The sequence below is a fragment of the candidate division KSB1 bacterium genome (assembly GCA_024655945.1).
In the GTDB taxonomy this organism is placed as follows: Bacteria; Zhuqueibacterota; Zhuqueibacteria; order JANLFK01; family Oleimicrobiaceae; genus Oleimicrobium.
In genome coordinates this window covers 180,469-201,198 of record JANLFK010000001.1, presented here as the reverse complement: position 1 = coordinate 201,198, position 20,730 = coordinate 180,469, and the positions used below count along the sequence as shown (strand labels likewise).

General features: G+C 60.9%; 15 protein-coding genes and 1 tRNA gene. 12 read left to right on the top strand and 4 right to left on the bottom strand.

Annotated elements, in window-relative coordinates:
- Window positions 1-18: 18 nt before the first annotated feature.
- The 3 genes from tyrS to NUW13_00900 are packed head-to-tail and all read right to left on the bottom strand — an operon-like array spanning window position 19 to window position 4,910.
- Window positions 19-1,311: a tyrosine--tRNA ligase gene (tyrS, locus tag NUW13_00910; GenBank protein MCR4437588.1), complete on the bottom strand. Its 1,293-nt coding sequence runs from the start codon at window positions 1,309-1,311 to the stop codon at window positions 19-21.
- A 12-nt stretch (window positions 1,312-1,323) separates the two neighbouring features.
- The gene (gene smpB, locus NUW13_00905) at window positions 1,324-1,788 is read right to left on the bottom strand and encodes an SsrA-binding protein SmpB (GenBank protein MCR4437587.1); all 465 of its coding nucleotides are present in this window, start codon (window positions 1,786-1,788) and stop codon (window positions 1,324-1,326) included.
- A complete protein-coding gene (locus NUW13_00900; protein MCR4437586.1) occupies window positions 1,785-4,910 on the bottom strand; it encodes a PAS domain S-box protein in 3,126 nt (1,041 codons plus the stop codon). The genes smpB and NUW13_00900 overlap by 4 nt, the downstream gene beginning before the upstream one ends.
- A gap of 348 nt (window positions 4,911-5,258) precedes the next feature.
- Between NUW13_00900 and NUW13_00895 the strand changes: the two genes are divergently transcribed.
- The 5 genes from NUW13_00895 to NUW13_00875 all read left to right on the top strand — a co-directional run bounded on the left by NUW13_00895 (window position 5,259) and on the right by NUW13_00875 (window position 8,708).
- A tRNA-Leu gene (locus NUW13_00895) sits at window positions 5,259-5,342 on the top strand.
- A gap of 648 nt (window positions 5,343-5,990) precedes the next feature.
- The gene (locus NUW13_00890) at window positions 5,991-7,319 is read left to right on the top strand and encodes an ATP-binding protein (GenBank protein ID MCR4437585.1); all 1,329 of its coding nucleotides are present in this window, start codon (window positions 5,991-5,993) and stop codon (window positions 7,317-7,319) included.
- 16 nt (window positions 7,320-7,335) lie between these two features.
- Window positions 7,336-8,076, top strand: a complete 741-nt coding sequence (locus tag NUW13_00885; protein ID MCR4437584.1) for a response regulator — start codon at window positions 7,336-7,338, stop codon at window positions 8,074-8,076.
- Complete coding sequence (locus NUW13_00880) at window positions 8,004-8,402, top strand: sigma 54-interacting transcriptional regulator (protein ID MCR4437583.1); 399 nt, start codon at window positions 8,004-8,006, stop codon at window positions 8,400-8,402. The genes NUW13_00885 and NUW13_00880 overlap by 73 nt, the downstream gene beginning before the upstream one ends.
- A 9-nt stretch (window positions 8,403-8,411) precedes the next feature.
- On the top strand, window positions 8,412-8,708 hold the full coding sequence (locus NUW13_00875) for a hypothetical protein (protein ID MCR4437582.1): 297 nt from the start codon (window positions 8,412-8,414) through the stop codon (window positions 8,706-8,708).
- Between the two features lie 65 nt (window positions 8,709-8,773).
- Here NUW13_00875 and NUW13_00870 read toward each other — a convergent pair whose 3' ends face one another.
- Window positions 8,774-9,874 (bottom strand): uroporphyrinogen decarboxylase family protein, encoded by a 1,101-nt coding sequence (locus tag NUW13_00870; GenBank protein ID MCR4437581.1) that lies wholly within the window; start codon window positions 9,872-9,874, stop codon window positions 8,774-8,776.
- 184 nt (window positions 9,875-10,058) lie between these two features.
- On the opposite strand from NUW13_00870, the gene NUW13_00865 reads away from it, so the two are divergent.
- The 7 genes from NUW13_00865 (at window position 10,059) to NUW13_00835 (ending at window position 20,730) form a co-directional block, all read left to right on the top strand.
- Window positions 10,059-12,035 (top strand): DUF3857 domain-containing protein, encoded by a 1,977-nt coding sequence (locus NUW13_00865; GenBank protein MCR4437580.1) that lies wholly within the window; start codon window positions 10,059-10,061, stop codon window positions 12,033-12,035.
- 464 nt (window positions 12,036-12,499) lie between these two features.
- A complete protein-coding gene (locus NUW13_00860; GenBank protein MCR4437579.1) occupies window positions 12,500-13,228 on the top strand; it encodes a MerR family transcriptional regulator in 729 nt (242 codons plus the stop codon).
- A 19-nt stretch (window positions 13,229-13,247) separates the two neighbouring features.
- The gene (locus NUW13_00855) at window positions 13,248-14,687 is read left to right on the top strand and encodes a B12-binding domain-containing radical SAM protein (GenBank protein ID MCR4437578.1); all 1,440 of its coding nucleotides are present in this window, start codon (window positions 13,248-13,250) and stop codon (window positions 14,685-14,687) included.
- 204 nt (window positions 14,688-14,891) lie between these two features.
- A complete protein-coding gene (locus NUW13_00850) occupies window positions 14,892-15,680 on the top strand; it encodes a class I SAM-dependent methyltransferase (GenBank protein ID MCR4437577.1) in 789 nt (262 codons plus the stop codon).
- Window positions 15,677-16,789 (top strand): glycosyltransferase family 4 protein, encoded by a 1,113-nt coding sequence (locus NUW13_00845; protein MCR4437576.1) that lies wholly within the window; start codon window positions 15,677-15,679, stop codon window positions 16,787-16,789. Before NUW13_00850 ends, NUW13_00845 begins: the two co-directional genes overlap by 4 nt.
- Before the next feature lie 19 nt (window positions 16,790-16,808).
- Window positions 16,809-19,691, top strand: a complete 2,883-nt coding sequence (locus NUW13_00840; GenBank protein ID MCR4437575.1) for a DUF2723 domain-containing protein — start codon at window positions 16,809-16,811, stop codon at window positions 19,689-19,691.
- 70 nt (window positions 19,692-19,761) lie between these two features.
- Window positions 19,762-20,730: a flippase-like domain-containing protein gene (locus tag NUW13_00835; protein ID MCR4437574.1), complete on the top strand. Its 969-nt coding sequence runs from the start codon at window positions 19,762-19,764 to the stop codon at window positions 20,728-20,730.

Below are 20,730 nucleotides of genomic sequence, written 5' to 3'. Positions count from 1 at the left end.
TTCACCCTCCTGGAGGACTCACGAGAGCACCAGGCGATGATAGCGTTTCTTGCCGGCCCGTAGCATCAGCATGCCCTCGGCAAAGTGTTGGTGACCTATCCTCAGGTCGAGGGAGTCGATTGGCTGCTGATTGAGGTAGGCGCCTCGCTGCTCGATGAGCCGACGCGCCTCGCTGCGCGTGCGCGCCAAGCCGACCTCGGTCAGCAGCTCGACGATCCAAATGCCTTGGTCCAGGCGTTCGCGGGCGATGGCAGTTGTGGGGATAGCCTCTTCGGAAGTGACCCCTTCGCCTCGAGGAACCGTGCTCGAAGGTAAGAGCTGAGGCGGAATGACCCGCGCGCCGAACGCGCTGGAGGCAGCAGCAAAGGCGCGGCGCGCCTCCTCCTCGCCGTGAGTTATCTTGGTTGCCTCGTAGGCCAAGACGACCTTGCACAGGTTGAGATCAGCCCCCGCAAGACTTTGCACTTGTTCGATCTCATGGAGCGGCAAAAGGGTGAAATAGGCTAAGAAGCTGGCCACGTCGCGATCGTCGACGTTGACCCAGTACTGGTAGAACTCGTACGGCGACGTCTTGCGTGGATCCAACCACACTGCCCCGCGAGCTGTCTTGCCCATCTTCTCGCCGGTGGCGGTGGTGAGCAGTGGGAAGGTCACCCCCTCCACCTGCGCCGATTCCAGGCGGCGAATGAGGTCCACTCCCGCAAGGATGTTACCCCACTGATCGTCTCCACCCATCTGCACGGCGCAGCCGTAGCGCCGGAACAGGACGAGAAAGTCATATGCCTGGAGAACCTGGTAGTTGAACTCGATGAACGAGAGGCCAGTCTCGAGGCGCTGGCGATAGGCCTCCGCAGTCAACATGCGGTTCACGCTGAAGTGGCGGCCGATGTCGCGCAGAAACTCTATGTGGTTCAGGGGCGACAGCCACTCGTAGTTGTCCACCGCGATGGCGTCACCATCTGAAAAGTGCAGATAGCGATCCAGTTGTGCCCGTATCGCCAAGCCGTTGGCGTAGATGCGCTCCCTGCTTAGCATCTGCCGCATCTCAGTCTTGCCGCTGGGGTCGCCGACCATGGCCGTGCCGCCGCCGATCACGGCAATGGGGCGATGACCGGCCCGCTGCACGTGCACCAGGGCCATGATGGGCAGCAGACTGCCCACGTGCAGGCTGTCGGCGGTGGGGTCAAAGCCTATGTAGCACGTCACTTGACCGGCGTCGAACATGGCGCGCACTGCTGCCTCGTCGGTCACTTGGCAGACAAAGCCTCGTTGCTTCAGAACCTCGTAAGCGTTGTTCTGCTCCGTTCTCATCCCTGCCTCTGGTTAGAGCTTGATCCGGTACTTTTCCTTCAGTTCTCGCTGCGTATCCCGTTCGGCGTCCCGGCGGGTGATGTCCTGGCGGCGGTCATACTGGTGTTTGCCACGCGCCAGCGCAAGCTCGACTTTGGCTCTGCCTTTCTTGAAATACATGCGCAAGGGCACAAGTGTCAGTCCGCGCTCCTGAACCTTGCGTGCCAGGCACCGAATCTCCTGGCGGTGAAGCAACAACTTGCGTGGTCGCACCGGGTCGTGGTTGTAGACGCTGCCATGGTCGTAGGGACTGATGTGGGCATGGAAGAGCCACACCTCCCCGTCCTTGATGGCCGCATAGCTGTCCTTCAGGTTGGCGCGTCCCGCTCTGAGCGACTTCACCTCAGTGCCCTGCAAGGCGATGCCTGCCTCGACGGTCTCCAGGATGACATAGTCATGCCTTGCCTTGCGGTTGGTGGTGATCAGCTTCTCGCTCATCTCTGCTTCGCACTGGTTGGTGGTGGAGTGTGCCTTCCTCCACGGCCGCGGGTCTGTGCGGCTTTCTTTTGGGCACTCTGCCCATGTGTTTTCCTCGCACACTCCGGGCAGAGCGCACAGCTGAGCTGGGCGGAAGTGTGCGCGCTGAGATAGCTCTCCACCCGGTGCCAGTAGCCTTTGTCGTCGCGAATCTTCTTGCATGAGGAACAGATGGGCAGCAAGCCTGTCAGCGTCTTGACCTCGCTGAGCGTCTGCAGCAGCTGGCCGATAAGGCGCTCCCGTTTGACATCTGCTAAGCGGTGTTCGGTCAGATCGCTGGCGATCAGGTAGGTTCTGACCTTACCGCGATCCATGCAGCGGACGTATCGGCTGCGGACAAACCTGCGGCTGCCGCCATTGAGCACAATCCAGTATTCCAGCTCCACTTCTCGTCGACCAAGACGCTGGGCTTCTTCGACGATGGTGCACACGCGCATCTGCTCCTCGGGAGCCGCACACTGCAAGAGCATCGCGGGCTCCAAGCTCTCTGCCGGACAGGCAAAGATTTCCAGGAGGCGAGGATTGGCATACACGACCTTGTCGTCTTCAATGATGGCCAGCCCCTCGTTTAGGTTCGCCGCCATGAGGCGAAGGCGCTCCTCATTGCGTCGCAGCGAATCCTCCAGATTGTGATGCTTGACGGCCAAGACTAAGGCCTCGGCGATGTTTCTCAAGCGCGCCACTTCGGTTTCGGTGAACCCCGCACCTCGCGAGATCGAGACAAGGCCCACATGCTCCTGACCGCAGAGTAACGGGACATTGATGGCCGGCGGCATCCCCAACAGTTGCCGTAGCACGGGAAAACGCTTGCGCTTGACGCCTACCGCGCGGGCAAACTCCGCCAAGAGCGCGTCGGCCCCTTCCTCGTCAGCCACGAGTTCGAGGGCCTCGGCCAGCAACGCGGCGCGCAAGTGCGGCGAACACTCCAAGTCTATCCTGACTGATGGAAGCGGGCGTCTAATGGCCTCCTCAATCTTTCGGGTCTGGGTGCGGGTGAGCATCCGCTTGTCCCAGAGGAGAAAGCGCCCGTCCTCGCTGCGCAACAAGACGGTGGTCATCTTGCAGCCGAAGCTCCGCATGAGGCCCTGTGCGCAGATGTGCAACACCCGCTGAATTCCCGCGCCGGCGGCTATCGCACCGTTCATGCGCGCCACAAGGGCAAGGTCTTCGGTCCTTTCCTTGGCCATCTGTTCGGCACGTTTCTGCTCGGTCACGTCTCGTCCCACCGCCTGCATCCCAGTCAGGCGCCCGCGACGGCCAAAAAGGGCCCTTGTGGTCCACTGCATCCACCGCTGCTCGCCCTTAGCGTTGAGCACAATGTGCTCATGGGTGAGCGTAGGACGCGAGGGGCGCAGGGCCAGGAAGTGGTCCCGCGCCTCCCGGAACTGGTTATCAGGCATGGCAGGCATGAACTTGGTGCCGACCAGTTCGGCGGCTTGCTTCCCATAGTAGCGGCAGTAGGCCTCATTCACGAAAAGGATGGTGCCGTCGGCCGAGCGCCGGCAAATGAGTTCGGTCTGGTCCTCCACTACGGCGCGGTACCTCTCCTGGCTCTCGCGGAGTGCCGTCTCTGCCCGAAGCCTCTCGGTAATATCGATTGCGGTGAACTGCAGGAGGGGAATCCCCCCGATAGTCACCCTCCTCACCTCGCATTCGATGTGGTGGACGCCGCCATCTACGTCGATGACACGGACGACACTGTGGCGGCGGAGTTCGGCGGCAAAGGCCTTCCCCAAGAACTCCTGAATCCGAGCGCGGTCGTTGGGATGCACGCGGGCGAGGAGTTCCTGGCCGCGCATGCCTAAGAGCTTCTCCCGAGCACAGCCGAGAATGCGGGCGAGGGCCTCGTTCGCCAAGAGCAGCTGCAATGGCTCCAGCGAAAGGAGAGCCACACCAAAGGCAGACTGCTCCACGAGGGTGCGGTACTTTGCTTCGACGTCACGAAGGATGCGCTCCGTTCTCTTCTGTCCGCTGATATCCGTGGCTACCACCAAAACTGCTCGGCCCCCCTTGTGCTCCACAGGAGATAGGTGGACAAGAGCGTCCAAGTGCTGCCCGGCAGGGGAGATCAGGGTGCATTCCAGGCGGTCACGTTGGTTCCTGCGTTGGGCTGCCTCAAGATATGCTCTTAGCCCCTCCCAGTGTTCTTGCGCCACAATATCGCGGAGCGGCGAAGAGGGCGAGAAAGGGCCGAGGGCCTCCTCTGCCGCCTTGTTTGCGTACACGATCTTCCCGTCAGCGACCATGAAGATCATGTTTGGCGAGGCTTCGGCGAGGGTGCGGAACTGGTGTTCTGACTCGCGCAGGGCCTTCCCCGCTTCACGCTCGGCGGTCACGTCGGTGAGAAAGCCGACGGCACCGAGCACCTGGCCGGACTGGTCATAGAGTGCCTGAACGCGCACACAACAATGCCCGTGCGAGCCGTCCTTGCGCCGGAACCTGCCGTCTGGCTGGATGGCGAAACCATGTTCGCGCAGCTGTGCTATGATGGTTTCCCGCTCGCTGGGATCGGCATAGAGCGAGACTCCCTTGTGCCCTAACATCGCCTCCGGGGTCTCGAACCCAAACATGCGTGCCGCCGCCCGGTTGGTTTTCACCACTTTGCCGCTTGCTCCAGTGATTATGATAGCCTCCGGCGTCAGCTCGAAGAGCCTGCCGTAGAGCTCAGTAGTGCCGAGGGATTCCTCGTGCACCCCCAGGCGCGGACGAAGGTCGCGGTAGGTACCCTGCACGCCGGCAATCCGTCCCCCTTCGCGGACTGACCAGGCATGTATCTCTACAGGTATGCTCTCTTCCGGGCCTCTGGAGAGCTCTACCTCAATGGGGGGATGGCCGGCGCCGCGCAGCAGCTGTTTCAGCATCACCCGCACGCTGTCTTGGTGGCGGGCCGAGACCAACTCTTTCAGATGACAGCCATGGAGTTCTGACCCCTGGCGACCCACCTGCTCAAGGAATCGAGGGTTCGCGTAACAGAGTTGGCCGCGAAGGTCCAAGGCAAAAATACCGTCTCTCGCCTGCTCAGGAGCAAAAGGGATGGGCTGCCCGGGAACTGCTGTATCGTCGTGCGTTGGGTGTGCGGTCAAGGCATAACCTCCTACTTGTCAGCGGCCGCGGCAAGCAGGGCTGCCGAATCACCTCTGCGGCTGGCCGGCCAGAGGCCCCCTGGCGCAGAGCAGCGACCCGTTGCTCACTGGATGGGGCATCAACAGCGACGTTGCGTTCAGCTCTGTGCTTACAACGCGCTGCTAAAAGTATCACTTTTGGCGGGAAAAGTCAAGGCCAATTAGTTGCCTCGTGGGTGCGCCCCGTACACGGCTCCCTGGATGCCGGGTGCGATCACCTGGGCCAACAGGCGTGAGCACCGCCTGGAAGAAAACTCTTGATTTTGCCGCCGCTGATTAGTAAATTTGCACCGTGAAAATTTTGGCGAAGCCGAAGTGGTGAAACTGGCAGACGCGCACGGTTCAGGGCCGTGTGGGCTTACGCCCGTGGGGGTTCGACTCCCCCCTTCGGCACACCAGCGTACGCGGACGTTCCCGCGAGGAGTGTCCGCGTCGTCGTTTCGGCCGTTCCCTCACCCCATTCCGTCTGTTGGCGCAAAGTGTGAGCAGTCGGAGGTAGCCCGCGCAGACCCGCGCCGCGCTAAGCTGACCCCCTGTTGTCGAAAAAACAAAGTCACTGCCCAAATGTTGCGAAAGTGATACACCCCCTTATGAGGAGGTCTGCACGACAGGCATAAGTGCTGATTTTCCAAATGACCCAAGATCGGCACTGTGGCCCGGTAGTTGCAAATGGTCGTTGCGGAGCGACGGAACGACTGCGATCGCCAGCACCGGAATGGGACGGTAACAAAGCACTGCTTGGATTAGGGGACGTCGGAGCTATCGAGCTCAAGGAGGGCCGGGCGACGGCGGGTCGTGATAGGGGGGAAGGCGGGTTCCTCAGCCCACGAGGACCCGCCTTTCACTTTTGTGGCCCGACGGAACGCTGTTGCGCCGGTGAGTTGATTGTCCGAGCCCAAGAGAGCGCCCGAGATGCACAGGACACCCGCACTTTTCGCTTGACTATTTTCTCTCTGTTGCGTATGTTCAAACGCCAAGCGACGGCTTGCCCGGCGTGGTGCGTGTTTTATGCACCGACGGCGCAACTTCGGCTGTGGGCGAATGAGCCCAAAAGTGGGGTCTGTTCGTCCACGAGAGTCCGGCCGGCGTGGGTCGGGCATCTACATTGCCGGAGACACTGCGGCAGCGGCGCTCGGCCTTCGTGACGAGCATGAGGCTGACGGAGGGATCGCCCTGGTGTGTGATGGATCGCAGGCATTTGCCTTGGCTGCAGGAGCAGCCGCAGTGCTGGGGCCAATTGGACTCGCGGCTCTGGTCCTGGTGCTTGCTGCCCTTTGTGCCTGGTTGTGGACGTCTCACTTATGCCAGCAGCGGGAGGTTGTGCGCATTCTCGGGGCATTCCCCTGTGCGGCCTTCCTGCTCGACGCCAAAGGCAGGGTCGTTCACAGCAACAGAATTGCCCGCCGCCACATGGTTGCCGGCGCCACCGATCCCAGAGGGTTGCACTACGCGGAAGTCTTTCCGCCTGCGATAGTCCAGGAAGTCGGCGTCGTCCTGAAAGAGCTTGGTACCGAGGGCGAGGTGCGGGAGCCAGTGGATGATCGCATGGTGCAACTCCCAGGTGGCCAGGCGGGGGTCATACGCGGCGTGTCGGTCTCGGAAAGGCGTTGGCGTCCTTGCGCGAGCCTTCTGACCATAGAAGACGCCTCTGCGAGCGTTGAACTGCGCCGGGCCTTGGACTGGGCGGCCCTTGCGCAGCAGTTGGCCCACGAGATAAAGAACCCCCTGCACACGGTGCTGTTGACCTTGCAGCGCCTGCAGTTGGCCTATCACGAGACTCGCACAAAGAGCAGCGCCGCCATGGATCGCTACGTCGATTCGGCCATCGAAGAGATTGAGAGGTTGCGTGCCATCGCCGATGGCTTCTTGCGTTTTACCAGCCTGAAACCTCCCAAGGTATGCGTCATGGAGGCAAGAGAGCTGCTCAGCGCGGTGGAGCGCCAGGTGCGCCAATGGCTGCCCGAAACGGTGAACCTCATCGTGGAGTGCGAAGAGGGCCTCCCCCAGGTACGCGTGGACTTGGAAGCGACGCAACGCCTGTTCTACAACATCTTTGACAATGCAGTGCGCGCCATGAGAGGAAAAGGTCGCATCTTTCTGCGTGTGGGCATGGCGCAATGGCTTACCGTCGGTGAGCCGGTGCGCCGCGAATTTGTGGCCTTTGAAGTCAGCGACACAGGGTGTGGCATTCCTGAGGAGCTCCTCGGCCGGGTGTTCGAACCGTACGTCGCCGGCAAGGACGGAGGCACAGGGCTTGGGCTGAGCATTTGCCGGCAGATAGTCAAAGAACACGGGGGGCGCATCAGCCTGCAGAGCAAGGTCGGCGCGGGGACCACCGTCCGCGTGGAACTCCCTGCCTATCAAGCTTGAACCAGGGGTTACGGTGATGAAACGACAGGGCGCAGCACACATCCTTGTGGTTGACGACGAACAGAAGACTCTCGACATCATGGAAGACATCCTCACCCACGAGGGCTATCGGGTGTCGACGGCCACTACTGCTCAGGACGCCTTGCGTCTGGCCGAACAAGAGAAGCCGGACCTTGTGCTTCTCGACCTGGTGATGCCAGGAGTGAGCGGCATGGAGTTGCTGCGCCGCCTGGTCGCCTTGGACAGCACGCGCCCTATGGTGATGATTTCTGCCCATGGTGATATCCCGAAAGCGGTGGATGCCATCCTGCAAGGCGCAAGTGATTTCTTAGAAAAACCCTTGAAACTGCCGGACCTCCTCCGGCACATCCAGGAGAGTTTGCAGAAGGGGCAGGCGCTGCGCTTGGCGGCAGCCTCAGCGACCGAGCTCTATGAGCGCCATGGCATGGTCGGCACCAGCAGCCAGATGCGCGAAGTCTACGCCCTCATCGACCGGGCCGCACCCACCGATGCGACCGTGCTCATCCTGGGCGAGACCGGTACGGGAAAAGAGTTGGTCGCTTCCGCTATCCACCGCCTGAGCGGCCGTAAGGGGCGCTTTGTGGCGGTCAATTGCTCGGCCGTTCCGGGGGGGTGTTGGAGAGCCAGTTCTTTGGCCACAAGAAGGGAGCCTTCACCGGGGCCATCCGGGACCATGAGGGGATCTTCGTGCATACCAACGGTGGTACTGTGTTCCTCGACGAACTGTGCAGCATGAGCCTGGCGGCGCAGGCGAAGGTCCTCCGCACATTGGAGAGCGGTGAGGTGCACCCTGTGGGGAGCGAGGCCGTGCGCATGGTGAATGTTCGCCTCATCGGCGCCAGCAATCGCAACATTGAGGAAGAGGTGCGCGCTGGCCGCTTCCGGGAGGACCTCTACTACCGACTCAACGTCGTTAAGATCCAGGTGCCTCCTCTTCGCGATCGTCGGGAGGACATACCGCAATTGGTGGCCCATTTCCTTAAGCAAGCATGCCAGGAACAGCACAAGCCACAGATTCGCCTGACGCCCGCAGCCATGGAGGCTCTTGTCGGTGCCGCCTGAGCCGGCAACGTGCGCGAGCTGCGCAACCTCGTTGAGCGCATGGTGATTTTCGCCGAGAAAGAGGTCATCGACCTGCCGGACATACGGCACGCGATGTCCGAGGACCTGGACAACTTAGAGCTCACCTACGTGGGACTGCCGCTGCGCGAGGCAAGGAGAAGGTTTGAGCGCGACTTGATCAGGGCCAAACTCATCGCCAATGCGTGGAACATGAACGCCACTGCGGCGCAGCTGGGCATTGAGCGCACCAATCTCTACAGGAAGATGAAGCAACTTGGCATCGAGCAGGAGAGCCCGTTCGCCTGAGCTCCAAGACGGCATCGGGGCCACTACTCCCGACGCAGGCGTGCGGGTTGCTCGGCCTGGCTCCTTTACGCCCGCATGGTAGCAGAGAGCAGGCGCTCCTTTTGCGCGAGGTAGTATCGGTAGTTTTCCAGCGACACATCAGGCGGGACGCGATGGTCCACGCTCGGGATGTAGCCGCCAGCGGCCACGAGGGGCGACAAGGACTCGAGTTCCTGGTCAATGGCGGCTGGTCCCGCAATGAGGGCAAACTTGTTGACGCCTCCGATCATCAGCACCTGGTCGCCGTGTTCCTCACGCAGGCGCAAAGGCGAGGTGTGCAGGGCCTCGACGGGGAACATTACCCTGATTCCAGCCCGTAGCCACCCGGGAACCAATAGGTCGATCTTGCCGTCGCAGTCGACCACACTGTGCGTGATGCCGTGCGCTCGCAGTTCCTCGACGCTCTCTTTGTAGCGAGGAACCATGAACTGTTCGAACAGCCGGGGCGAGATGAGCGGGCCGTGGTTGTAGCACATGTCCTCCCACCACCAGGCGACATCCACGGCCAGCGCCGGCGTGATGTAGGCGCGTAGGAGGTGGATGGTCAGCTCTTTCAGGTGGTCCATCATGGCGGCGACCCACCCGGGTTCGGTCATCAGGGCGATGCTCAGGTTCTCGACCCCCATCCAGTTTCGCAACCAGCCGTACAGAGAGCCGGCATCGAAACGGACCGGGCGCCCTTGTTGGTGACGCATCCGGACAAAGTCGCCGATATGGCTGGTGACCCGGTCCTCGCGGGACCAGTCCAGGCGTTCCCGCTTGAAAGCCTCCCAGTCGTCGGGCGAGGCGATGGGGAACTTGACATAGCGCGGGATGCTCTCGCCATCGGTCAATTCTTCGTAGAGGACGCCGTTCTCGTCGCGCACGAGGCGGCGGCCCCCTTGCTCGGCAAGGACCTGACGGGTGAACGGAGGCCACAGCCCGTTGATGACCGGGACGTAGTCAAAAGTCTCCACCCCTTCCAGGCCAAAATAGGCCTCGACCTCCGTGCCAGTGCGCAGGTGGGAGGGCAGTCCCTCGTCGTGCCAGCGCCGGATGGTCGCCTCCCAATAGCCGAACTCTAAGTTCGGCAGGCGGTCAGCAGGGGTGAACTCAAGTGCGGCTAAGAAGCGTTCTCGTGTGGTCATGAACGAACCGTGACAGTGAGCCCATGGTCAAGACCAACGCATTTCCTCTGCTGCAAAACTCCAGCATTAAGGTAATAAACACCGAGCAGAAAGGCAACGAATTCTTGTGGAGTCGTTCTGTTCTTCGTTCGACCAGGCGCGGAGGTGGAGAGTTGTCTGGCAAGCGGGCAGAGGGCGCGGTGGCATGACAGAGGTTCGTGCCGACAACAAGCGAGCCCGTTGCGGGCGCGTGAGGCGGGTGCTCGGAGCGGCGGTGTGTTCTGCCGCCTTGCTTGTCCTTGCGTGCGCTCGAGGAGGGGACTGGGCGCGCACCATCGGCTGGCGAGACCCGGAGCTATTGAGATTGCAGAAGCACGAGGAGCCCAGCGACGCCGAGGCAGTGGTGCTCACTGATGAAGGTAAGGTAGAGGTCTCGGGCGAGTGGCAGATGGGCTTTACCCTCTTTGAGCGCCACCGCATTGTGAAGATACTCAACCGCCGAGGTGAGCGTTTTGCCAACGTGGCGGTGCCCTACGGCGCAGACAGCAGGGTGGAGCTGCTCCAGGCCAGGTCTATTTCGCCGCGCGGCGAAATCTCCGTGGTGGAGCCGAAGAAGGTCTATGATGTGAATCTTTACCCCAGCTTTGTCTTTTATGCTGATCAGCGCGCAAAGCTCTTCGCAGTGCCAGGCATCGAGCCTGGTTCCGTGGTAGAATACCGCTACCGGGTGCGGACGCCTACCAGGAGCTTCTGGCACTCGTGGGTGTTTCAGGAAGACGTCCCAGTCCTGCGATCGCGGTTCACCGTGTTAGCGCCCGGGGAGTGGGAGCTCATCTACCGGGTGCACGGTCTTGAACTGGAGCCCCATGTCACACGGGCTCCTGCTGGCTTCAAGGCGACTTACGTGTGGGAGGCAAAGGATGTTCCGCCTCTGAGCCGCGAGCTTTCCATGCCGCCGCCGCGCGAGTGCTCTGCCAGGGTGGAGTTGGCACCCGCCGGAATGAAGAGCTGGAATGACGTGGCAGCCTGGTACCATGACCTGGCTGGACCGCAGATGAAGGGGACCAAGAGCATCAAAGAGCTGGCCAGTACGCTGCTGGCGGGCTGTCAGACCGATATGGAGAAGCTGAAGGCGCTGGCCACATGGGTGAGGGACAATGTGCGCTACGTAGCGGTAGAAATCGGCATCGGTGGGTTCCAGCCTCACGGCGCGCAAGAAGTGTTGGCCAACCGATATGGGGATTGCAAGGACATGGCCACGCTGCTGTGCACCATGGCCGCCTCCGTGGGCCTCAGGGCTGACCAGGTGCTGGTGAGTACGTGGCAGAACGGTGTGCCCGACACTTCCTTGCCCTCGCCCTTCCATTTCAATCATGCGATGGTCTTCGTCCCGGCAATGGGGGACAGCGGCTTGTGGGTCGATCCAACCGACAAGGGGACGCCGTTTGGCAGTCTGCCATGGTACGACCAAGGCGTCTTTGTGCTGCATGTGAAAGGCGACGGGACCGGCTCGGTCCGCCGCACGCCCCGGCGGCCTGCAAGGGAAAACCAGACGGTCGAACATTGGCAGGCCCGCATCGACGAGACGGGCAGCGCCCAGGTGGAGGGGGAGACTCTGCTGCGAGGGGCGCCGGCGTACGAGCTGCGCAAAGAGCTGGCAGCTCTGAACAACACGGAACGGACACGTTGGTTGGAGAGCTACCTCGCTCGTCGGTGCCCAGCGGTCACTCTCAAGTCCTGGCGGGTGGCCGGCTTAGAGCCGGACGCGGATTCTCTGCGCTTCTCATACTCTTTTTGCTCCAGCGCCTTTGCAGTGCGTAGTGGCGAGTTGCTGGTGGTGCGCCCTGCACAGTTGTGCCGCCTTGACTTGCCAGAGTTGTTTCGGTCGCCCACCCGTATGCACCCCATCCGCTTCCGCTTCGGGATGGTCCAGGAATTCCTCTTGAAATTGGACGCCCCTGCCGGCCGGAAAATGCTTTCTCAGCCGGTCTCAGACTCTACCTCATGCGCCCACGGGTCGGCGAAGTGGCAATGGTTCCCCACTTCGTGTGGTCTGTTCGCCAGCGTTCGTTACAGCCTGTCCGGCGAAGATGTGTCGCCCACCCAGTATCCTGCCTTTCGCGCCTTTCTTGACACTGTGGAGGTGCGTGACCTGCGCGAAGTGCGTCTTGTGCGGGACTAAGTGCATCCTGACCATGGAGCTTGCTCGTTCCCGCCAATGGAGGCTCAGAGTGTTCCTCCCCGGCAGAAACGATGCAGCCGCGACCTTTGCCTCGGGTTGACGGGTTCCAGCGACTCTCAGGGCCGTTTCGGTATAAGAGCCTGTGGAGGAGGTTGTCAGCTGAATAGGTAATGGCGCGCCCCCCGCAGGCGACGATCCATGAGCGGTGCCGATTGCACGGAGCGGGATCGGTGAGGGCCAGAGGTCAGCAGAGTTCATCGCACCACTTGTTCCCTCAAGTTGGTACCGGCCATTCAATGGTACCCTGCACAAGCCCTTACACCTTGCCGGGGAGCCCCCTCGGAGACGCTATCCGAAAAAAAACCACCGCTCCTGCAAAAAACACTTGACGGTCTCGGGAAAAAGGCCTACATTAGTGCACGTTCACTGATATCTATGCCATGACCGTACGTAAACGGACAGGTATGAAGACTAACATCTACCAACGTCAGGAGTTTATTTCTCTGCTATCGATTTCGGAAGAAGAACTCGCAGAGTGGGAAAACCTGGGTCTGATCCGCCACCTGGGCAAGATCGACAACCAGATCCCCTTCTACACCGAGGCGCACGTCAGCGAGGCGCGGCAGATCCAGCAGCTGCAAAGGCTGGGCTATGACTTGGCGACAATCCAAAAGATTGTGCGCAAGGTCGGGTTACCCTCGCAAGCGACTCAGCGCTCGCAAACACAGGTTACCGATTTCCTCACCGTCGGTGAACTTGCTGACAAGACCGGCCTCAACGCCCGCACCATCAAGTACTGGGAGGAGCGAGGTATCTTGCAGCCCGACGCGCGCAGCACCGGGGGTTTTCGCCTCTACTCGCGCGTGTATGTTTACCTCTGCAACCTGATCAAGGACCTGCAGAACTTTGGCTATTCTCTCGAAGAGATCAAGGAAGCCTCGGACCTTTTCCGCGATTTTCTCGCCATCAGCGGGGGGACATCTCCCTACACCCATGAACAAGCGCGGCAACGTCTGGAACTGATGCAGGAGAGGATTGCTGCCCTCAACGAACGGATGGCAGCCCTGAAGGATGGCATCAAGAGGTGGGAGGACCTGCTGCGCAAGAAGAGAAAGGAGGTGGCCCAGCTCCTCAACAAATTCAGTGAGGGCGCCGGCAAGTCTACCGCCGACAGCCAAGGCAAGCAAAGCTAACCTCGAGGTATAGTGCGTCATGGCAAAAGTAGTCCTTATCGAACCAAAGGCCCCCAACCTTCACATCTTCACACGCTTTCCTCTTCCACGGTTGGGAACCATCATTTTGGCCACTATCGCGCAGAAGGCGGGATGGGACGCTGCCGTCTATGTGGAAGAGCAAGGAGCGGTAGACTGGCAAGAAGTGGCGAGCGCAGATCTGGTCGGCATTTCTACGGTCACCTCCACTGCCCCGCGTGCTTACGCCATAGCTGAGCGCGTGCGCAACTTGGGGATTCCGGTGGTGCTCGGCGGGACACATGTGACCTACCTGCCCGAGGAGGCCCTCGTGCACGCCGACTATGTGATGCTTGGTGAGGCAGAGTCGTCATTTCCCCTGTTGTTGGAAGCGGTGGCCGGGCAGCGCAGCCTGGACGAGGTGCCAAAGCTGGTCTACTTGCGCGACGGAAAGCCCTTCACGACCACCGTGCCGGCGCCACCCGTGGTGCTGGATGAGATTCCCTTTCCGGATTTCTCACTCATCAAGAGCAGGGAAAAGAAAGTGGCGGGCAAGCGCATCATCCCTGTGCAGACCTCTCGCGGCTGCCCTTTCGACTGCTCTTTCTGTTCGGTGACCGGGATGTTCGGCAGGAAATACCGCTTTCGTTCCACCGAGAACGTCATCGCCGAGCTCCGGCGGTACAACCAACCAGGGAACTTTGTCTTCTTCTATGACGACAACTTTGCGGCGAACCCTGCCCACACGCGCAGACTTCTTGAGGCGATGATCGCAGAGGGGTTCAAGTTCCGCTGGTCGACGCAGGTACGGGCCGACATCACCCGAGATGAGGACCTGGTGCGCCTGATGCATCGCGCAGGCTGCCACACCGTGTTCGTGGGATTCGAGACAGTGAACCCGGAGAGTCTGGTGGCCACCAAAAAGCACCAGACCGTGGCGGAGATGGAGGAGGCCACCCGCGTGTTCCGCCGCCACCGCATCAACGTGCACGGGATGTTCATCCTCGGCCTGGATCACGATACCTTCGCTTCGGTGAAGGAGACGGTGCGCTTTGCCAAGAAACATCAGTTGGCCTCTGCCCAATTCCTCATCCTCACTCCTCTTCCTGGCAGCCGTTGCTATGAGGAGCTGCGGGCCGAGGACCGCATAACCTTCACCGACTGGAGCCTGTACGACGCGCACCATGTGGTCTTCGAGCCGCGTGGCTTTTCCCTGATGGAATTGCAGATGGCTCAGATCTGGGCTCACCAGCGCTTCTATTCGCTGGCCGAAATAGCGCGGCGCTTGTTGGCTTTTCGCCTGGAAGAAGTGGCCATCGCCCACTACGCACGTCGCCTCAACAGCCTGTGGCGCAAGAGGAACGGGCTCTACCTGCGGTTGCTTGATGTGTTGCGGGCGAGGAAAGGGGGGCGAATAAAGGCGGAGTTCTGGCAAGACGTCGCGTTCGACTTGCCCCATTAAGAGCTCGCACATACCGGATGGCAACGAGGGGCCTCGGCATCATGAGGCCCCTCACGCGTTCTATGGGGTACCGTGTGCGCAGGCTTGCTGCCGCCTTGGCCGCTGGCGCGCGAGCCGCGAACCCCGCCAAGAATCTGCTCCCCCAAGTCTTTTACCTTGACTAATTGGGGTTTTTTTGCTACTTTTCCAGCCAAGCGAGAAACGATGAAGACCCACGCAAGAGAGTCACGGCGCGAGCACTGGGAGTCTTACTGGGCTGAAAGAGCCGCCCCGGACGACTACTACTCCAATGCCGATCGCGTCGTCAGGCAGATAGAGCGGGCAGTTCCCCTCCCAGCCGGCTGGGCGTTGGAGGTGGGAGCCGGCACTGGGCGCGACGGGGTGCGGTTGGCAGAACGCGGCGGAAAAGTCGTGCTCCTCGACTATGCGGAGCAGGCGGTGGCGATGATGCGCGGCGTGACGCGCGGACGCAAGGGGGTCTACATAGTTCGGGGTGACGCGTTTGCCTTGCCGTTCCGGAGCGCAAGCTTGGACTTGGTGTTCCATCAAGGCCTCTTGGAGCATTTCCGGGAGCCGCTGCCACTGTTGCAGGAGAACCTGCGCGTCCTACGGCCTGGCGGCGTGGCCGTGGTCGACGTGCCTCAGCGTTACCACATCTACGGTTTGCTGAAACGCGTGCTCATGGCGCTTGACAGGTGGTTTGCCGGATGGGAGACCGATTTCACGGTGCGCGGACTTGCCACAGTGATGCAACGAGCCGGGTTCGAGGTGTGGTGGATGTACGGAGACTACATGCGACCAAGTCTCCTTTATCGCACGCTCCGAGAAGGGTTGCGACGGCTCGGCGTCCGCTTGCCCATGTATCCGCCGAGCAGCAAGTTCCTGCGCTCGTTGCGCGGTCATCTGCGTGGTCTGCTGCTGCGCTGGCCGGTGATGCTCAATACCTGTCTTGATATCGGCGCGGTGGCGCGCAGACCGGTGCAGGGTCGATGAGTCTGCGGATTCTGCTCATCAATTGGCAGGACATCCGCCACCCCCTCGGAGGCGGCGCGGAGGTTCATGCCCACGAGATTCTCAGGCGGCTCGTCGCAGTGGGCCATGAGGTGACGCAGCTGAGTTGTACCTTTCGCGGGTGCGCGCGAGAGGAGGTAGTAGACGGCATCCGGATTGTGCGGAGAGGACCACGTCCTGTCTTCAACTACTTTGTGCCGGGACTTTACGCCGCCCTGCGCAGAAGACACACCTTCGATGTGGTCTTGGAAGACATCAACAAGGTGCCGTTCTACACCCCGTTCTACGCCCGCGAGCCCGTAGTTGCGATTGTCCACCATCTTTTTGGGCCGACCATACGGCTGGAAACTGGCCCCTTGAGCGCCTGGTATGTTCAAGCTCACGAGAGGCTGATTCCGCGCGTCTATCGCCATACGCGCTTCATTGTTGTTTCTAAGAGCACCCAACGGGAACTGGCAGCACTCGGGCTGCGTTGTAGCCCTCAGGACATCGCCTACAACGCCGTCAATCGTCAGCTGTGCCGGCCCAGGCCGGAACTCAGGGCGGCAGAGCCCATAGTTGGCTACTTTGGCCGGGTGAAGCGCTACAAGTGCATTGATAGGCTATTGGTCGCGTTCGCGTCGATTCTTGAGGACATCCCTGAGGCGCGTTTGCTGATTGTGGGCGAAGGCGATGCCCGCCCCGACCTGCAGAGACTCGCTGAAGAGATGGGCATTGCAGGTCGGGTCACCTTCACCGGTGCCGTGAGCGAAGAGCGGAAGGTCGAGCTCCTGAACCGCATGTGGGTGATGGTGAACCCTTCTGCGAAGGAGGGATGGGGCATCACAGTGTTGGAGGCCAGCGCGTGCGGCGTGCCAGTAGTCGCCGCCGATTCCCCTGGTTTGCGCGACGCCGTGGTGGATGGATGCACGGGACTGCTCTATCCGTGGGATAGACCTGATCTCCTGGCGGCGAAGGTGCGCCTGGTGCTGCAAGACCAGCAGCTGCGCATGCGCCTGGGGGAGGGTGGGCAGCGCTGGGCAGCGGAGTTTAGCTGGGAGAAGTCTGCTGCGCGGCTCTTAGAGATCATCACTGAGGAGTTGAACCGCTGACTCGGTGGAGGAGACGTTGATGGACAATCATCGCAAGCTGAACGCTCTGGTGGGTGGTGCAGTCACCTTGATTGCTTTCCTCACCTATCTGCGTACCATCGCGCCCACAGTCTCCTTTTGGGACTGTGGAGAGTTCATCGCCTGCTCGTACATCTTGGGGGTGCCGCATCCTCCTGGTGCGCCGCTCTACATCCTTCTGGGACGCCTCTTCTCGATGGTCCCCTTTGCCAAAGACATCGCCTTTCGCGTGAATCTCATTTCGCCCGTGGCGAGCGCTTTGACCGTGCTCTTCCTCTACCTCATCATCGTTCGCATGGTGATTCTGTGGCGGGGCAAGCCGAGCAGCAGTCTCGATCGCATCATTCTCTACAGCAGCGGGGCCATAGGTGCCCTTGCCTTTGCCTTCACGGACTCCTTTTGGTTCAATGCCGTCGAGGCCGAAGTCTACGCGCTCAGCATGTTTTTCACCGCTGCAGTCGTGTGGTTGATCATGAAATGGATGGAGAAGGCCGACGATCCACGCAGCGACCGCTACTTGTTGACGATCGCTTACTGTGTGGGCTTGGCCATCGGTGTACATCTACTCAACATCCTCGCTCTACCCTTTGTCTTTTTGATTTTCTATTTCCGCACCTGCAAGCCGGCCTCCTTCAAGGAGTTTGTCTGGCATTTGGTCATAGCCTCTGCCATGCTTGGCGCGTGCGCGTTCGTTGGCCTGGTGTTCAGGTTCGTGTACATCGGGCTTGCTATCTATCTGGTGGGGCACTATTTCTACTGGCGAGGCAAATTGAGTGAAGCCGGTAAGAGATATGCGCAGTTAGCCCTCACCTTGGGAGTCGGGACAACGGTCTTTGTGGCGATCTACCCTGGGGTCATCAAGGGCATTCCGCATCTTGCGGAAAAGACCTTCATCGAGGTGATATTGCTTCTCATGCTTGCCTTGCTCATTGCCGCCGGGGTGGCGGTGAGCGAGCGCCGACGCTGGGTTGCGCTCTCGGTGATGTCGCTCTTCCTCATCGTGCTGGGGTACTCCACCTACACTGCGCTGTACATCCGTTCGAACTTCGACCCGGCGATTGATGAAAACGACCCCGAGACAGCAGCGGGCATGGTGCGCTACCTCAACCGCGAGCAGTACGGCACCTGGGGGATCTTGCCGCGCCGGTTTCCAAATATCCCGTTCGAGTGGGAGTTCAGGCAGAGGTATCCGGGTGAAAACTACAAGTTCTACCAGTTTGGCAAGCAGGTCAATTTCTTCCTGAACTACCAGCTGAAGAAGATGTACTGGCGCTACTTTGGTTGGCAGTTTATCGGGAAGGGCAATACCATCGGCAGCGACGGCTACATTGTGGAGACCATATCTCTGCGCGGGCTGTACGCCTTGCCTTTCCTCATAGGGCTCTTCGGGATGGTGCACCATTTCTTCCGGGACTGGAAGCGCGCGTTGCCGGTGTTGGTGCTCTTCGTGATGACTGGGGTGGCCATCGTCGTCTACCTGAATCAGGAAGACCCGCAGCCCAGGGAACGGGACTATGTGTACGTGGGCTCGTTCTTTGCCTTCGCCATCTGGGTCGGCGTGGGCGTGTCGGCTATCTTGGAATGGATCGGAGAGGCGGTCAAGCGGCGCGGCAGGATCAGGGAGCTGGCGATTGCAGGCGCAGCCCTGGTTCTTTTGGTCGCTGCGCCGATCAATCTTTTTGCTTTCAATTTCCACTCGCACGACCGTACCGGGGACTATGTGCCGAGCGACTATTCGTACAACCTGCTCCAGACGTGCGACAAAGACGCCATTGTGTTTACCAATGGCGATAATGACACCTTCCCGCTGTGGTTCCTGCAGGAAGTGTGCGGCGTGCGGAAGGACGTGCGGGTCGTCAACCTCAGCCTGCTCAACACGGACTGGTACATTCGCCAATTGCGCGATCAGGAGCCGAAGGTGCCGATCCGCATGAGCGACAGCCAGATCGAGGCGCTGCGCCCCATGAGCATGCTGGAGCTACTGGCGATGAGCGGCCAACTCAACGAGCAAGAGTTGGAGGGCCTGCGCCGCAACCCACCGAAAAAGGTGCGGGTTAGCATCCCGGTGCCCCCTGGTGTGTACGAGCGCGACTTGGCAGAGCTCGGGGATTGGGCGCCACCCAAAGCGCCGACAAATGTCGACAGGATCAGCATCGACGTGCTGCCGACCCTCATGGGCCAGGGCATCCGTGTTCAGGACTATATGATCCTGCGCATCCTATACGACAACCAGTGGCGACGACCAGTCTACTTCGCGGTGACGGTTTCCAACGACAACAAGCTCAACCTCTTCAACTACCTGAGGATGGACGGCCTCTGTTTCAAGGTGGTGACGGTGCCTGGGGAATACCAGATCGCGGTGGACCGCCTGCGGAAGAATCTCTTCGAGGTGTTCCGCTATCGCAGCTTGGCTGACCCCACGGTCTACTTCAATGACAATGTCAAGGGGCTGCTGCAGAACTACCGGGCGGCGTTCCTGCGCCTGGCAACTGAGTATGCGCGTGCGCAGCGGCACGCGGAGATGCTGGAGGCCCTGGACAAGATGGAGCAGGTGATGCCGGAGGCGGTTATCCCGGTCTTGGACCTGCGGGCCCAATTGGAGATCGCCAAGCTCTACTATCTGGGCGGGCGGAAGGACGAAAGCGAAAGGCGTCTGAAGAAGCTGGCGGCCGCAAATCCCGATTTTGGGGAGGCGCACGGCTGGCTGGTGCTGCTCTACGAACAGCAGGGACGGTACGCGGATGCTGCCGAGGTTCTTGAGCATTGGGTGCAGAAACACCCCGGCGACAAAGAGGCCGGCGAAAAGTTGGATGAACTCCGTCGCAAGGCGACAGAAGCAGTCCCCGACACGGCGGTGGCGCCGCCGCAGGACAACAGGGGTTGAGCCGCCGGTGGGCCGACCACGCACTGCCGGGCGCTGGCGTCGCGTGCCGTTGACCGCCGGAAAAGTCCTCGTGAGCATCTCGCTCCTTGGGCTGGCGGTTTGGCGCATCGGGCCGGCTCGCCTGCGGGAAAGCATAGTGGGAGCGGACCTCTGGTGGCTGCTTGCTGCAGTGTCGGTGTTTACGCTGAGCAATCTGCTGGGCGCTTTCCAGTGGTGGATGCTCTTGCGGGCGCGGGATATCCGTTTGCCTCTGCGTCAGGTGGTGGGATACTACTTCGTGGGGCTGTTCTTCAACAATTTTCTCATCGGCTACGTTGGCGGAGATGCGTTTCGCGTGTTTGACGCCGCGCGCGCTTCCGGAAAGCCTGCGGAGGCCATGTCGGCAGTTCTGTTCGACAGGCTGATCGGCTTCGCCACCTTGACGTCCGTGGCGGTGGTGGCGGCGCTCCTGTGGCACAGCTATGCGGGCCATGCCACGTCCCTTGCGGTGGTGCTGGGTGTGTTCGGGTTGTGGCTACTGGTGCTGCTGTTCTTCTTCAGCAGACGCGTGGCCAAACCGGTCGTGTTCGTGGCTAACCGGGTTCTCCCGTTGGGCTTTAAGAACAAGGCCAAGCAGGTCTATGCCCAGGTGAACGACTACCGGCACGGGCGGCTGCTGCTTGCTCAGGTGCTGAGCATGTCGCTGGTGGTGCAGGTGCTGCGCATCGCCGTGCACTACTTGACTGCGCTTTCGGTTGGTGTGCGAGTGAGCTTTTCGTTGTTCCTGGTATTCGTGCCGATTATCGCCTTGCTTTCCAGTGTTCCCGTATCTGTGGGAGGCATCGGGGTCCGCGAGCAGAGTGGCGCCTTGCTCTTCTCGCAAGTTGGCGTGCCGGAGCCAGCAGCCGTCGCCATGCAGTTTCTTGCGTATCTGGTCGGGGTAGCCGCCACCGTACCGGGAGGTATCATCCTGGCGGTAAGACGAGAACAACGAGTGGCTAAGCAACATGGCGTGCAACTGGCGGCCCCCTGGCCAGAGGGCACGAAAGGAGGGAGGTAG

What these genes read in the sequence shown, in the direction of transcription:
- tyrS (MCR4437588.1), bottom strand. Translation starts at nt 1,311, where the DNA reads ATGAGAACGGAGCAGAACAACGCTTACGAGGTTCTGAAGCAACGAGGC.
- NUW13_00865 (MCR4437580.1), top strand. Translation starts at nt 10,059, where the DNA reads ATGACAGAGGTTCGTGCCGACAACAAGCGAGCCCGTTGCGGGCGCGTG.
- NUW13_00855 (MCR4437578.1), top strand. Translation starts at nt 13,248, where the DNA reads ATGGCAAAAGTAGTCCTTATCGAACCAAAGGCCCCCAACCTTCACATC.
- NUW13_00885 (MCR4437584.1), top strand. Translation starts at nt 7,336, where the DNA reads ATGAAACGACAGGGCGCAGCACACATCCTTGTGGTTGACGACGAACAG.
- NUW13_00890 (MCR4437585.1), top strand. Translation starts at nt 5,991, where the DNA reads ATGAGCCCAAAAGTGGGGTCTGTTCGTCCACGAGAGTCCGGCCGGCGT.
- NUW13_00850 (MCR4437577.1), top strand. Translation starts at nt 14,892, where the DNA reads ATGAAGACCCACGCAAGAGAGTCACGGCGCGAGCACTGGGAGTCTTAC.
- NUW13_00840 (MCR4437575.1), top strand. Translation starts at nt 16,809, where the DNA reads ATGGACAATCATCGCAAGCTGAACGCTCTGGTGGGTGGTGCAGTCACC.
- NUW13_00860 (MCR4437579.1), top strand. Translation starts at nt 12,500, where the DNA reads ATGAAGACTAACATCTACCAACGTCAGGAGTTTATTTCTCTGCTATCG.
- NUW13_00845 (MCR4437576.1), top strand. Translation starts at nt 15,677, where the DNA reads ATGAGTCTGCGGATTCTGCTCATCAATTGGCAGGACATCCGCCACCCC.
- smpB (MCR4437587.1), bottom strand. Translation starts at nt 1,788, where the DNA reads ATGAGCGAGAAGCTGATCACCACCAACCGCAAGGCAAGGCATGACTAT.
- NUW13_00870 (MCR4437581.1), bottom strand. Translation starts at nt 9,874, where the DNA reads ATGACCACACGAGAACGCTTCTTAGCCGCACTTGAGTTCACCCCTGCT.